6 protein-coding genes and 1 pseudogene are annotated in these 15,220 nt (G+C 53.2%); 4 read left to right on the top strand and 3 right to left on the bottom strand.

The features are described 5' to 3' along the window. Nucleotides 1-2: 2 nt before the first annotated feature. Both F1728_RS21260 and F1728_RS21255 read right to left on the bottom strand, forming a co-directional pair. A complete protein-coding gene (locus F1728_RS21260) occupies nucleotides 3-2,438 on the bottom strand; it encodes a PSD1 and planctomycete cytochrome C domain-containing protein (protein WP_194242464.1) in 2,436 nt (811 codons plus the stop codon). A gap of 144 nt (nucleotides 2,439-2,582) precedes the next feature. Next, the gene (locus tag F1728_RS21255; RefSeq protein ID WP_155365756.1) at nucleotides 2,583-4,049 is read right to left on the bottom strand and encodes a neutral/alkaline non-lysosomal ceramidase N-terminal domain-containing protein; all 1,467 of its coding nucleotides are present in this window, start codon (nucleotides 4,047-4,049) and stop codon (nucleotides 2,583-2,585) included. 373 nt (nucleotides 4,050-4,422) lie between these two features. Here F1728_RS21255 and F1728_RS21250 point away from each other — a divergent pair, with 373 nt between their 5' ends. Continuing rightward, on the top strand, nucleotides 4,423-7,101 hold the full coding sequence (locus F1728_RS21250) for a cation-translocating P-type ATPase (RefSeq protein WP_155365755.1): 2,679 nt from the start codon (nucleotides 4,423-4,425) through the stop codon (nucleotides 7,099-7,101). Between the two features lie 122 nt (nucleotides 7,102-7,223). Here F1728_RS21250 and F1728_RS31795 read toward each other — a convergent pair. After that, nucleotides 7,224-7,364, bottom strand: a pseudogene (locus F1728_RS31795) (H-X9-DG-CTERM domain-containing protein); the annotation flags it as partial. A gap of 256 nt (nucleotides 7,365-7,620) precedes the next feature. Here F1728_RS31795 and F1728_RS21240 point away from each other — a divergent pair. From F1728_RS21240 to F1728_RS21230, 3 genes are all read left to right on the top strand, one after another. Beyond that, complete coding sequence (locus tag F1728_RS21240) at nucleotides 7,621-10,725, top strand: TlpA disulfide reductase family protein (RefSeq protein ID WP_155365754.1); 3,105 nt, start codon at nucleotides 7,621-7,623, stop codon at nucleotides 10,723-10,725. Between the two features lie 296 nt (nucleotides 10,726-11,021). Next, a complete protein-coding gene (gene mgtE / locus F1728_RS21235; RefSeq protein WP_155365753.1) occupies nucleotides 11,022-12,413 on the top strand; it encodes a magnesium transporter in 1,392 nt (463 codons plus the stop codon). Nucleotides 12,414-12,662: 249 nt separating this feature from the next. Next, nucleotides 12,663-15,185 (top strand): hypothetical protein, encoded by a 2,523-nt coding sequence (locus F1728_RS21230; protein WP_155365752.1) that lies wholly within the window; start codon nucleotides 12,663-12,665, stop codon nucleotides 15,183-15,185. Nucleotides 15,186-15,220 lie beyond the last annotated feature (35 nt).

The raw sequence follows: 15,220 nt of genomic DNA, 5'->3' as shown, positions 1-15,220 counted from the left end.
GATCAGTCTCTCGTAACAAATTCATCCAGGTTCATAATGATGCGTGCCAGCTGAACCATCGCGGTCTCTGCTGGTTTCTGTGGTGGCTTTGTATCAGTTTGTTTCGCTTCCGCCAGATGCAGCAGATCGCTCCAGGCAGACTGCAGGGCGACCGCTTCCGGCTCACCGGCAGGTCGCGACAGACAGCGCAGATACATTTCCTGAATCGCTGCGGAAATGTTGTCGTCGTGTTTCTCCTGCATCTGTTTTCCCAGTACTTCTGCACATTCGTAAAACATGGGACTATTAAGTAAAGTCAAAGCCTGCAGCGGTGTATTGGAACGTTCGCGTCGACTGCAGGAGACGGTCGCATCGGGTGCATCGAACGTCATCAGCATCGGAAACGGCACCGTTCGTTTGAAAACAATATACATCCCCCGTCGATAACGGGCACTCCCCTGGGTAGCGGGCCATTTGACGCTCCGCCCCACATCGGTCACGAAGGCAGGCAGCGGTGGACGAATTCCCTTACGACCGATGGTTCTATCTAACAGACCACTGGCGGTCAGATGAATATCACGGACGATTTCCGCTTCGACGCGAAAACTGTTCTGTCTCCAGAAGAGCAGATTGTTGACATCCTGGGGAACATCGCGTGCATTGGCGGCGGACGACATCTGATAGGCTGAAGACATCACGATCAGTTTGATCATCGCTTTGCGGCTCCAGTCGCGTTGTCTGTATTCTGAAGCAAGCCAGTCTAATAAAAGCGGATGTGTGGGAGTGGCTCCTTTAGTGCCAAAGTCGTTCGGCGTCGAGACGATGCCCCGTCCGAACAGATGCTGCCAGATGCGATTCACCGCCACGCGTGCGGTTAACGGGTTCTCTTCCCGGAAGAGCCAGTTGGCCAGATCGAGTCGATCGGGTGCGGGCTGACGCGACTGCAGATCCGGCAGTACAGAGGGCGTCCCCGGACTGACCTTATCTCCCGGCCGATTATAAACGCCGCGGACATGCACGAACGTTTCGCGACGGTCTTTGGTCCGTTCCGTGAAAATCGGGGCACGCGTAGAGGGAGCCTGCGGCCGGGAGGAGAGGAGTTTCCCCAGCCTGGCTGAGAGTTTGTCCCACCCCTCTTTTTTTGTCTGATAAAACGGTTCCAGCTTTTTCAAATCAGACGAACGTTTGTAGCCCTTCAGAATCTTATCGATCTCCGTGCGCTGTTTATCGGTAAGGTCTGCAATTTCGTAAGTCTTAATTTCCTGTTGACAGCGATCGTAATCGGGTTGCCAGTCAGCGAGGGCCTGCTGGTATTCCTGTTCTTCCCAGTCCCGCGTGACCTTCACCGTAGTCTCATCCGCGTTGTTAAAGAAAGAATACAGCTGGTAAAATTCGTTCTGGGAAATGGGATCGTGTTTGTGATCGTGACACTCGGCACAGCCGAATGTCAGTCCCAGCCAGACCATGCCGGTCGTATTGACACGGTCGACGATCTCTTTAGTCCGATAGAGTTCGAGATCGACGCCGGCTTCTGTGTTTTTCAGGGTATTACGATGAAAGCCGGTCGCCACCTTTTGCGAAACGGTCGGCTTCTCAAACAAATCACCGGCTAACTGTTCTTTTGAAAACTGATCGAAGGGTAGATCCTGATTGATCGCATCGATGACCCACTCCCGATAAACCCAGACGTGTGGTCGTATGCTGTCGCCCAGGTAACCGGAACTGTCCGCATAGCGAGCCATGTCCAGCCAGTAGCGTCCCCAGCGTTCGCCAAAATGGGGTGAGGCCAGCAGTTTGTCGACGAGTTTTTCGTAGCTTTGAGGATCGGCATCGGCCACGAATGCTTCGACTTCGTCTGGCGCAGGGAGCAGTCCCACCAGATCCAGATACAGACGGCGGATCAACGTCCGTCGATCTGCAGGCGGAGCTGGCTGAACACCGGCCGCTTGCAGTCGCGAGGCAATAAACGCATCTATCGGGTTGCGGAGCGGGAAATGATCCGTCGATTGTACATCCACGGGAACCGCTGGTTGACTCAGCGGCGCGAGTGACCATAAGAGTGGTGCTTCCAGCTCCAGTTTTTCCGGCCAGACAGCGCCCTCTTTAATCCAGCGACGGAGGATTGACTGCTCCTGTTCCGAGAGTGGAGGTGCCTCGCGGGGCATCTCTGCAACTCCGTTACTGGGAGTGATCAGATCCAGCAGGTAGCTCGCGTCCGGATCTCCGGGATCCACGATCTCCCCACTCTCGCCCCCGTGTAAAGTTGCCTCCAGGGAATGCAGCGAAAGTTCGCCCTGTCGAACCCGTCTGTTATGGCAGACCAGACAATGCTGTTCCAGGATCGGTGCCACATCACGACGAAAGTCAACCGGCTCTGCAGCGCAGAACTGATTGCCAGCCATCAGGCACAGGCCACTCAGGAGAATGATCAGTGTGGTCCGAATTCTCGAATCAGTCATAAATCGACGATCTTTCGGGTTGCTCGCGGGAGGCTGGGATCGTGAGGCAGGATAAACACATCGGTGAGAGACCATTCTAACCCGAGTCTCTCACCTGAAACAACCCCCTTATGGGCTGCGTTCCATAGGCTGACAGACTGATGGTTACGAGTCTTCTTTTTTCAACTGGGCAAACAGTTCGAGCAACGTGTTCACAATTTTGGTACTCGCGTCTTTTTGTACGTAGTTAGTACCCAGCCAGGTTTCATACCCCCCCAGCCGATGCTGCTCGGGCGTGGGCAGATAACCGAACGAACCATTGGCCAGCTCAATAGTAAATGTGGGCTGGAAGGGACTGCGTTCTTTGAGTTCCAGACCGGTTTCGGTAAATGTTTCAAAGGGAATCGCACAGATCCCCAGTGAGCCGATCCGTATCACCTGCAGCGGGACTTCTATCTGATCCGGTGCTTCCATGATTTTGGCAATCCGGTCTGCATAGATTTCTTCCCGTCGATGCTTTGCCCGGTTCCCGTCCCCAGCTTCGGCTTTGATTTTCTCGAAGTGTGCCAGCATCTCCAGCGTTGGTTTGCGGAGTTTCAGAGGCAGTTTCGCAGCAGCGGCCCCCAGCGGGACCCAGTTGTGATACTTGATAGTCTGCTGTGCTTCATAGACGCGGCTGGCCACTTTCTCTGCGACTTCCTGCATTTTTTCATAACGCTGATAACGCTTGCCCCCCTTCTCGGTGAAATTGATGTTGTTGACATCACCACTGGTGCCGTTGGATAAAATACCGACAAAAGGTGGCGACTGATCCTGAGCCCCCAGTTTCTGCTCAATGTATTTCGCAAAGTAGCCGAAGTAATCAGCCGAGACATCACCGGACTGCACGCCGCCTACATAGTGCAGCGAGTAATTTGCCAGCAGGGCGATGGGACGTCCCTTTTGACTTTGGATCGAAATGAAGCTGACCTGCGGGTCGGTCGGACCAGCCGGACGATCGAGGGCTTTATTACCTCGCGGCGGATTCATGCGGACGCGATCCAGGCCTCCAAAGGGGTTGGTCAACAGGGAAGTGTCATTCACATACCAGCGACGGTTAAAGACTTCTGAGGGCTCATCGACCTGTCCCCAGCCAATTCGTGCCGGCTCCAGTTGGTACAGGGCGCGACGCACGCCGTCGGAAATCCGGCTGGCCAGGAATTTCTGATATTCGGTGAATTCGGTTTCCCGCAGCACCTTGGAAGGTCCACGGGCTGTGGTGGCGGAATGCGTGTGCGTTGAAGCCATCAGCAGATGTGATTTGGGAATGCTGGTATGTTGATGAACCTGCTCTTTCGCCAGATCAAAGACTGATTCCGGAATCCCGACGTTATCGCAGAGCACGATCGCCAGCTTGACTTTACCGTTATCGAGCACAATGCAGCGGGCGTGCAGTTCGTCGTGAATGCGCTTGGCGGGAATCGGTTTCCAGCCTCCGACAATCAGTTCGCCTAAGGGGGGAGTGATATTACTGGTGGCCGCTCCTGCCAGTAAGACAGGCTGTTTCTCTTCGGCCTGCGTTTTAACACACAAAGTCAGCGCCAGGGTAATACAGATTGTTATTGGCAAGATGCGATACAGGTTCGATAACATGTCCAGACTTCCTCTCGGATTCAATTCTTCAGATGCGACACTCTCTGCAGACTCCACTGCAGACTGATTTTATTCTAACCATCAACCAGCATTGATGCCAGAAGGAACACCAGTTCAAACATGAGTCAGTCACCGGCTGAACTGTTTTTGACAAAGACCACTCCTTGTACAAGCCATAGCTGAAATGGTTTTGATCCGTTAGAATCGAATATGCGTTCCAATCCAGGACCGGTTCCGAATCGGAACATACGCCTCGACCAAAGATTTGAAAGCCCATGAAATCAATACTGCGAGTTCCTGACGTGATCCCTGGTTTTCAGGTTTACCTGTCACTAGCCAGCAACTGCTCTGCAACCGAGAGGAGTGTTGCCTGATGAACTCTGCAGACCACACCTCACCCGCCTGGTATCTGCTTGATGTCAATACTGCGTCAGACCGACTGCACTCCCCTGAGCAAGGATTGACTTCCGCGGAGGTCGAATCCCGTCAGGCTGAGTATGGTCTGAATGAACTCGTTGAAAAACAACGTAAATCGGTCTGGATGATGTTTCTGGACCAGTTTAAAGATTTCATGATTCTGGTTCTGATCGCAGCTGCGGTCGTTTCCGGGATCATCGGCGAGCCAGCCGACACGATCGCCATCACCGTAATTGTATTACTGAATGCCATCCTGGGGTTCGTGCAGGAATACCGGGCCGAAAAAGCGATGGCAGCACTGAAGAAGATGGCCGCCCCTTCCGCCAATGTGCTGCGCGGAGGAAAAGTCACAACGCTGCCAGTGAATCAACTGGTTCCCGGCGACCGCGTCATGCTCGAAGCGGGGAACATTGTTCCTGCAGATATGAGGCTGACGGAGGCGGTCCAACTGCAGATTGATGAAGCAGCTTTGACAGGGGAATCGCTGGCGGTAGAGAAGCAGACCAGGCAGATTACAGAAGAGGAGCTTCCTCTCGGTGATCGTAAAAATCTTGCTTTTAAAGGAACACTGATTACCAAAGGTCACGGCCAGGGAATCGTCACTGAGACGGGCATGCGGACCCAACTGGGACAGATCGCAGCACTACTGCAGGACCAGGAACAGGGACGAACACCACTCCAGAAACGACTGGCCACGTTCGGTCAGAAACTGGCTTATGCCATTTTCGCGATCTGTATCATCGTGTTTGTCGCAGGTCTGTTACGCGGTGAACCACCTTTGCTGATGCTGCTGACGGCAATCTCGCTGGCAGTCGCCGCCATTCCCGAAGCACTGCCTGCGGTGATCACGATTTCCCTGGCACTGGGTGCCCGCAAGCTGGTTAAGCAGCAGGCACTGATTCGCAAACTCCCCGCGGTAGAGACCCTGGGATCAGTCTCGTATATCTGCACCGACAAGACCGGAACCCTCACCCAGAACCGCATGACGGTTGAGCAGGTTTACTTTGACAATCAGATTCGTTCCACAAATGAACTCCCTGAAACAGAATCAGGTTCTACGACCAGTCAAAGTCTCGCTGACAAACCGCACGCGGAATTACTGCTCTCTGCCCTGTCACTCTGTAACGACACACGCCTGGACGGAGATGATGAAGTCGTTGGCGATCCAACAGAAACGGCACTCTTTGAACTCGCCCGGGAAAAAGGTTTCCTGCGGGATGCGCTGGAATCCGCTTTTCCCCGCCTGGCTGAAATTCCTTTCGACGCGGAACGCAAACTGATGACGACTTTCCATCCCTGGAACGAAGGGAAAGTCGTATCGATCACCAAAGGGGCTGCTGAAGAGATCGTTGTGCGTGCGACTCATCTGCATGCGAAAGAGGGACCGACTGACATCGACCAGAGTCAGGTGATGCAGCACACCGAACAGATCGCCGGCGAGGGATTGAGAACACTTGGCTTCGCTTTGCGGATCTGGGACGCTGTTCCAGAGTCACTGATTCCGGAAGAGATTGAAGCAGACCTGGCATTAGTGGGGCTGGTCGGCATGCTGGATCCTCCCCGTCCGGAAGCAGCCGAGTCGGTCGCCCTCTGTCGGACAGCAGGCATCCATCCCGTGATGATTACCGGAGACCACCCGCTGACCGCAGCAGTCATCGCCCGACGGGTGGGAATCATTGATGAAGAGGAAACGGAATCGGTCATCACCGGAAAGGAACTTCAACCGCTTACACTTGAAGAGCTGGAAGCACGGGTGGAGAAAATTCGGGTTTATGCACGCGTTTCACCGCAACAGAAACTGAAGATCGTGCAGGCCTTACAGAATCGCGGCCATTTTGTAGCCATGACTGGAGACGGCGTTAATGATGCACCGGCCTTGAAACGCGCCGACATCGGAGTGGCGATGGGCATCACCGGCACAGATGTCTCCAAGGAAGCAGCCCACATGATTCTGCTGGACGATAATTTTTCGACGATCGTCAAAACGGTCAGAGAAGGACGGCGGATCTTTGACAACATTCGCAAATTTATCAAGTACACGATGACCAGCAACCTGGGTGAAATCTGGACGATCTTTCTGGCTCCCCTGCTCGGCTTGCCGATTCCGTTGTTGCCGATTCATATTCTATGGATCAACCTCGTCACCGATGGTGTTCCCGGCCTGGCCTTGACGGCAGAGCCTGGTGAAAAAAATCTGATGCAACGGTCACCCCGTCATCCCCAGGAAAGCATTTTTGCCCACGGACTGGGCACGCATATCATCTGGGTTGGATTATTGATGGGAGCGGTTTCACTGTTTACGCAGGCCTGGTTTATCGATCGCAGTCAGGAACACTGGCAGACAATGGTTTTTACCGTCCTCTGCTTAAGTCAGATGGGCCATGTGCTGGCAATTCGCTCAGAACGGGAGTCGTTCTTTTCGCAGGGACCCTTATCGAACAAGCCCCTGTTTGGTGCCGTACTGCTGACATTCATTTTGCAAATGGGCACGATTTATATTCCGATTTTGAACGAGGTCTTTAAGACCGCTCCCTTGACGGCGGCTGAGTTGGCCATCACGCTCGCGCTCTCTTCAATTGTGTTCATCGCAGTCGAAGTAGAAAAAACGTTCAAGCGAAAAAAGAACTCGCTCTGAAATAGTACATAGAGAAAGAAAAAGCCCTCTTTGGTTCCCAGGGCACCCCAGACACCATAAGGGCTAGGTGACAGGGCACTCGGGCTGGGAGTGGCAGTGCTTAAGTTGCCGGTATCGATGTTGGAAGAGATGAAACGCACCGCACCATCGGCCATCAGCGCGTATACGCCACCTGTGTGCATACTGGAAGGTGCCAATGCAGCGTGAGTGGAATCGGCGTTAACATTGGTTCCTTCTGCACAAGAAGGTGCATTGAGAGGCAGAATTGTATTAAACGCACAACGTTCTGCCTGACCGTCATTGTCGAAGACGGTAACGAAATCACCGATCTCAAATTTGATCTGCAGGATTAGGTGACTGTTTCAGCCTGAGCGCTGATTCTCCTGCTTTGTGAACCACTATAATGTAAGTGCCAATTTGCATTCCCAGTTCACTTGTGTATACTGACAGAACCACCCCGGATGAACACGCGGCTAGCGTGTGTCGTTCGCTGAGGCAATTACTGTAAGGAGCACGGGAATGAGTCTGTTCAGGGTTACCGGCAAGGGGTCACAATTCATATCAACGCGATCACTAAATTCACTCTTCGCGATCGTAGTTTTATCCCTCTCTGGATCTGCCTTACAGTCAGCAGAACCACAAAGCAGACAGGGAAATCCTCCCGTCCAACTGGCGCTGAAACCAGATCAGGATTCAACTAAGAAGCCCAGAGAGCAGTCGGAGAATAAACGGCCTCCCCAAGTAGAAATTCTGCAGACTGTAGAGGATGGTGGGGGCCATGGAGCAGAACTGCATCGGGTCAGTATTTCGGGAACCGCACGCACTTTTGACGGTACTCCACTGAAAAATGCAACCATTTATGTGGGGTCGGCGGCCAGACGCATGCCGGGCGGTTTTGAAATGTTGCGCGGCCAGACGCGAACTGACGAAACGGGTCATTACGAGCTGAAAGACATTCAACTCCTCGTAAATCGCGAACGTCCCAATCCGATTCCGAAACCTGCAGAAGGCAGATTTGAAATTTTCGGTACCTGCGATGGATACGGTTTCACCTGGCATGAGACCTGTTATTACCGTCCCGATACGCGCCCCCAGGGAACCGAACTGGGCGATAAAAATGCGCGTGCTACCGAGAATGCGTTTTATCTCGATGAACCGTTGATTGTCGATCTGATGTTTGACCTCCCTGCTCTGCTCAAGGGCCGCATCACCGACAAACAGGGGCACCCACTCGCCAATGCTAAAGTGCAACTGGGGCGTGTTGACAGTCAACGAAACCCTGCAGGCTGGGGCATACTCTCGTGTCGATTTCTGGGAAATAAAAACCAGCCGATCAAAGATCCAGTCAGTTTCTCCAGCATCCATGTTCTGCCCGAAGAATTCAGGGAAACACACACCGATGCAGAAGGTTTCTATGAATTCAAACGACTCCGTCGTAATACCAGTTATCTTGCCCGTATCGACCCTGGCCCCACTTTTGCCCCCTGGCAATCCACTGTCGTCACCTCTCCTGCTGAGAAGGCAAACAACAAACGTCAGGCAGTGGTGGGTTACGCGGGAGAATTGAACCGGGAATTTTTCGCGCCCCGCAATGTAACAGTACAAGTAGTGCAAGAGCAGACTGAGCAGCCGGTCGCAGGCGTGCGGGTGACAGCGCGGTCTATCGGTCCCATTCGTCGCGCCGGGATTCAAGCCCGCTCGGACAGTCGGGGAAATGCCCATCTGCAACTGGTGCCCGGCGAATACAAATTAATCACTGAGCCCCAACCGAATCAGCCATTTTATTTTCAGAGTGAACAGTTTTTCGTTAAAGAGCAGCACGGTCCTGTTCAGCATACGGTTAAATTGAGACCAGCGGCGACTGTGATCTTAAAAGCCGTCGATGCGCAGACCGGTCAGCCGATTCCCGGAGTGCGGTTTAACTATGAATCACACGATTCCAGCGATCCCCGGCCTGTTTCCACTCAGTCGGTCTATGTGGATTATCCAAAAACAAACACTGCCGGGGAAATCCAGGCTTTCATGGCACCCGGCCAGCGGCGGTTCGTCGTAGCAGAGCCATTAACACTGGCACAGGCTGAGGGGAGCCGGGGCGAATTAATCAAACTCCCCGCAGGCGAAGTGACCACATTCGAATTCAAATTAAGCCAGCCGCAATTCGTGGATGCCGAAACATTCAGAGAGGAGGTCAAACCGAATCCCGATTCGATCTATCCACCCGAACTACAGCTGAAATGGCACAGGCAGTCCGAACTGCTGCGAGGTTCCGCAATGCGGGTGACGGCGCAATTGACGCTGGGACGACAACCCGGCCTGGATACGAAAGGCCTGCTCAAAGACCTGCGTGCGCTGGATCCCTACCAGATACCTGATATCGACGCGCTGCTTAAAAAACACGGCGGAGAAATCAAACGGGGAGGCCGAACGATCATGACTTCGACCGGTCAATTCCACAAAGAAGAACGCCTGTATGAATGGCGCAATCATCTCCATGATGCACAGAGGCGACTTCTGCCCGACAGTATTTCATTCCGGGATGGCTGGGAGACATTAACGTATGATGCTTCCAATAATCAGGCCTCAGTATACCGGAGAAATTTTTTACATATCCATACTCCTAATGACTTCACGAACTGGCCTACCCTGCGTTTCCAGCGTCCAGCTCCTGAAGACCGGCCCCGGCCCGAAGTGAAAATCGAACAGTCAGGGCGACGCACGATCTACACCACTCAGACGGATTCGGAAAGCCAGGGTCAGAAATTAACGTATCTCCAAAGACGTGTTTTTGACCGGGATACCGGTTTCATTTTTGAAAGTAATCTGGAAGAACCAAAATTTGATGTAGAGCGTGTTTCCCTCGCTTTCGCCCCTCAGAAGCAGGAGAACGGCCTGCTCCTGCCTCGCTTCTATATGAGCTGGCAACGCTACCGGGGCAGACTGAATTTAGTTCGAATCTTTGAAATTGAAAAAGTCGAACTCTTCGATCAGTTGCCCCCCGATGCATTTGCCGTAGCGATACCTCCGGGAGCGGTTTTCGTCGACTCCCGCCACCTTTCTCCAGAGGCTTCCAGGACCAGACCAGGTCGCCCCTACACGACGACGCTAAGAGGTCCTGTCACAGATTTCGCTGCGTATCTGCAGCGTCATCCCCGGCACACCCCGAAGGTCGAACAGCAGGTGCACTACGGCAGGCCAGCTCCTGAAATCAAACCTGTCAGCTGGATGACGCGCGAAGGTGTCTCCGCTCCGCCGGATACGAAAGGCAAGGTCGTGCTGATTGAATTCTGGGGCACACACTGTGCTCCCTGCATCTCACAACTGCCGGAAGTCCGGACCGCCGCCCGCTATTACGCAGACCAGCCGTTCGTGTTGATCGGCATGCACGACAGCCATACCAGCGTTGCAGAACTGCAGGAGTTCGCACAAAAAGAAGAGCTCGACTTCCAGTTGGCCATCGATCGTCCTTCGACCCGCAAAGGATTCTTTGGTGAAACTATTCGCAATTTCAACGTACGTGGCATTCCCTCGGCAGCCGTCATCGATCAACAGGGAAACGTGGCGCACGTGGGGTACTTCAGTGAAGCTTTGAAGACAGTCGATCGCCTGTTGAAAGAGAAAAAGTGACACCATAATCCCCCCCCTGCATCACTATCTCCATTGCGCACATGGATATTCTGTGCTCACAGTTTCTCTTCGTCTTCTGTTCAAACGCTCCCTCTCAGTAGACCTGATTTTAGACCGAATGTCCGTTTTTGCCTGAATTGAGTCGTAAACGTAAGTCGAATGGGCTTCATTTTTTACGCGGTTTGACTATAAAATCAATAGTCACGCGTTCCACAGGCTTTCACCTAAGAATTCAACTAAGACAGACAGATCCAACCTGAACCGGCTCAGCCTGTTCCAGGAAGGGAGAGGGATAAATGAACGACTCACAGCCACTCAGCGAATCGACACATATCGAACTGCCTGATGTCTGGGATCAACTGGATGAGATCGTCAAAGCTGGTGAATCCGAAGCGGCGATCAACTTCCTGAATGCGCTCCCCCCCGGGGAAGAAGCGCGAATTCTGGCACAGCTCTCCATCGATGAGCAGCAGGCGTTTTTGAACCTGCTGGATGGCGAGCATGCCGCCTGGCTGATGGAAGCGCTGCCGGACCTGCAGGCAGCGGCGCTGCTCTCGTCTCTGTCTCCCGAACAGGCCGCTCACATTGTTGATGAAATGAACAGTGACGAGCAGGCCGACCTCCTGGATCAACTACCCGAGGAACAGTCGGAAAAGATTCTGGAAGTCATGGATCCAGAAGAAGCGGAAAACGTCCGCTTCCTTTCGAAATACACCAGACTCTGTGCCGGCGGTCTGATGATCACAGAGCTGCTCTCCTTTGAAGAGTCGCAAACGGTTGACGATGTGGTATCCGACCTCCGTCAGAACGCCGAACAATACGCTGAATATAACGTGCAGTATATTTATGTCATCAATCAGGATCTGCAACTGGTCGGTGTTCTGCGTTTGCGGGACCTGCTGATGGCGCCTCCCGGCAAGCGTCTTTCCAACCTGATGATTCCCAGCCCACTCTGTGTGCCTGACTCCACGAGCCTGCAGGAGTTACAGCACTTCTTTGATTCACACCCGCTGTTCGGCCTGCCGGTTGTCGACGAAGCCAATGTACTGGTCGGCGTCGTCCGTCGCGAAGATGTCGAAGAAGCTGGAGAAGAACAGGCTGGCAAGACCTTTCTGCGATTTGCAGGGATTATGGGCGGGGAAGAACTCCGCAGTCTACCTCTCAAAATTCGCAGCGCCCGGCGTCTGTCCTGGTTGAGCATCAACATTGTGCTGAATATTGTTGCCGCCAGTGTGATTGCCATGTATGAAGATACGCTTTCCAGCGTCATCGCTCTGGCAGTTTTCCTGCCGATTGTTTCCGACATGAGTGGTTGCACAGGTAACCAGGCGATCGCGGTGAGTACGCGGGAACTGGTCCTGGGTGTGATTCGACCGCGCGACTGGGTATACGTATTCAAAAAAGAATTTGCGTTAGGCATGGTTAACGGTCTGGCCCTCGGGTTTCTGCTGGGCATCGTCGCCTATATCTGGAAAGGCAATGGTTACCTGGGCCTGGTGATCGGTGGCGCCCTGGCCGCGAATACCCTGATGGCGGTCTGTCTGGGTGCTCTGATCCCGATGGTTCTCAAAGGATTCAAACTCGACCCCGCCCTGGCCTCAGGTCCGATCCTGACCACCATCACCGACATGTGCGGATTCTTCCTGGTGCTCTCATTAGCTCAGGCATTTCTGCCCTTGCTAACGTGATAACCCGCGCACGCCTACAACTTCAAAAGCCGGGAAACAACAGGCTGCTTCATAATCAGTAGAATCGCTTTATCTGGTATATCCCGGCCTGCATTCAGAGGAATTTCCACAGTTTCATTTCGCCTGCGCCCCCACTGCCGGTTTATGATCGAGTTCTTACACCACAATTGCTGTCGCTGTGTTTTCCGATTGAGATAAGGCTCCCGGCCTGTCCTGCTCTTTCTAACCTGTAATGCCATGAACAACGAAGTGCTAACAAAGAATCGGGGCGCCCGCTACGCGCTGGTCGTCATCCTGTTCTGTTTTGCAGGCCTGGCAGCGGCCCGCTTGAATCAGCTCTACTTCTTTTATCCGGACAGTGCCGACTATGTCCTGATGGCGCGGGGACTGGTGAACCATCTGGCTTACGAGCAGTTTGATTTTCCCGGCTCGCCGCCATTCACCCTGCGTCCCCCCGGCATGTCATTGCTGTTGATCCCCGCTGCGTTAATCGCTCCTTATCAGGCGATCCTCGCAAAAGTGACGGTCATTCTGTTCGGAATTCTGCTGCTGATCCTGTTCTACGCTTACCTCTGCAAGCTTGAGGATAGTACAGGTTCGTCAACAGACGCAGAGCAACCCACGCGTCGCTGGCCAGTGTTGTGCATGGTGCTGCTCCTGGCGAACAACCCGTACTTCCTGCTCTTCTCGACGCTTATCATGAGCGAAGTCCCTTTCATGGCATTGAGCCTCGGAATCCTCTATTTAATCGCCAGCGAGAACGAAGGGAATCGCAAACGTAATCTGATCCTGTTAACCGGTCTGTTCCTGTTTCTCCCCCTGCTGCGAACCGTTGGTATCGCACTGACACTGGCACTCGGGACCTGGGCAATCACCAGTCGGCAGCGCTGGCGCTATCTGATTCCGATTACTGGTTCTCTGGTCACTCTGGGGCTCTGGATGCTGCGGAATCGCTCGTTGAACTCTGATCTTTACAGTTCCCTGATTCTGAATAATCTGCGTTCCGCCGGTCCCGTTGGTACTGTGACTTCTATGATCAATCGCAGCCTGACGCACTTTCAAAGTCTGTGCGAAACATTGATCCCGAATATGCCGGGGGCAACTCCCGCGTACGAACGCTACCTGCTGGATGGGCTGACGTTTCTGCCTGGACCGCTATGGTTTTACTCATTAGTAAGCCTGCTGGTGCTGGCCGTCTCCATCTATGGAATGCTCCAGTTAAAAGATCGGGGCGGCCTGCTCTGCCTGCTGTACCTGATCTTTACTTTTGTGATTCTCTCTGTCTGGCCCTGGATGCAGCCCCGCTTTGTGCTCCCATTGTTACCCGTCATCCTCGCCTTTGTGCCTGCAGGACTGAGAACGCTCGGCAGTCGGCTGGGTAATCCCAAATCTAGTACTCGAAAGACGCTGGTCTGTTTGCTTTCAGTTCCTGCGATAGCCCTGCTCTGCGTTCAAGCGATGACCGATGCGCGGCTGGTAACAACCAATGTGCAGTTGCTGCGCAACGGCGAAACGTTTTATCAGACGCAGTATCCCTCGAGCCACTTCAGTAATTTTGTTGCCGCCGGAAACTGGATCAGGGAACAAACGCCGCCGGAAACCAGAATTCTGACCAGACGCAACGATCTCGCAACATCGGGACACCGCTTCCAGAAACTCGTCTATTTTGAAAAGACCAGCCCGGAACAGTTGCATGAGCAGATTCAATCGCTGGGCGCGCAATATATGGTCTGTTTCGACGAAAATACCATCGACGGGTTTCCCCGGCATCTGTTGAACGACGATCTGGTTTATCGTCTGACTCCCGTTTATGATGAATTGGGAGTCGTCATAATAAAAATCGAACCTAATTATGAGGGAACCATTCGTGAGGGCTACTGGCAGGAAAACGCAGGGCTTAATCGGGCCCGAACGATTCTGGAAAAATTTCCGCAGCGATTGTCAGCGCAGGTTTCTTATCTCAAACAGTTACTCGAAGCGGAGCAATATAAAGAGGGCATTGATTTTGTGAAGCAACTGGGAACCGTGCAGGACGTTCACCTGACGAACTATCTGGGCTGGGCCTATGTAGGAGATCGTCAGTTCCAGCAGGCACTGACAGAATTCACCAAAGCCAGCCAGATGCCAGGCCACATCGCGCTACGCGGCAGTATTCAGCGCGGCATAAAACTCTGTGAACAACAACTGTCGAATAAAGCCGCGAATACAAAACAGAATTCAGCGGAGACTCCCCAGCGAAATCTGCAGATCGCCCAGGCATTCTGGAAGTTGACGTTTTATCGAAAAGCGCAGCGGTACGCCCAGAAAGTGCTTGAGTCTCAGAACGCCGATGAGCAAACGAGTGACAAGGCACGTCTTATTCTGGCACAGTTTGACCTGATCAACGGACATCCAGAGCAGGCTTCCGCACAACTCAAACAGATTCAGAATCGTGAAGACAAGGAATACCAGAGCTTATCCGAGCGACTTGAGCTGGAGAATATGCTGGCCGAACTGAAACCAGAGAAGCAAAAGGCGGTTTTGAGACTGGCTTCACTTTACCAGTCAGAGGGAATTCCCGGCAAAGCGATCACTCTTCTGAGCAAAGCCCATGGGTTGATGCCCGCTGATCAATCGATTCTTCAGCGTCTGGCAGAACTGCAGCTGTTTTATCATCTGCTCCCCGAAGCGGAAGCCAGTTATCAGAAACTGAAACAGTTTTACCCCGAGGATGGCGAAGTGGATGCGGCTTTGAAAAAGATCACCGATTTGAAGCAGGTTCCGCAGTTCTGAATCGATCGCAGAAGCAGGACACAAGTCAGAGAGAC

Origin of the sequence: Gimesia benthica (genome assembly GCF_009720525.1) — a bacterium.
In the GTDB taxonomy this organism is placed as follows: Bacteria; Planctomycetota; Planctomycetia; order Planctomycetales; family Planctomycetaceae; genus Gimesia; species Gimesia benthica.
This window is presented reverse-complemented; position numbering and strand designations above follow the sequence as displayed.

Bases quoted from the DNA above. Each gene is read 5' to 3' on its own strand.
- F1728_RS21260 (WP_194242464.1), bottom strand. From the start codon at position 2,438: ATGACTGATTCGAGAATTCGGACCACACTGATCATTCTCCTGAGTGGC.
- F1728_RS21255 (WP_155365756.1), bottom strand. From the start codon at position 4,049: ATGTTATCGAACCTGTATCGCATCTTGCCAATAACAATCTGTATTACC.
- F1728_RS21250 (WP_155365755.1), top strand. From the start codon at position 4,423: ATGAACTCTGCAGACCACACCTCACCCGCCTGGTATCTGCTTGATGTC.
- F1728_RS21240 (WP_155365754.1), top strand. From the start codon at position 7,621: ATGAGTCTGTTCAGGGTTACCGGCAAGGGGTCACAATTCATATCAACG.
- mgtE (WP_155365753.1), top strand. From the start codon at position 11,022: ATGAACGACTCACAGCCACTCAGCGAATCGACACATATCGAACTGCCT.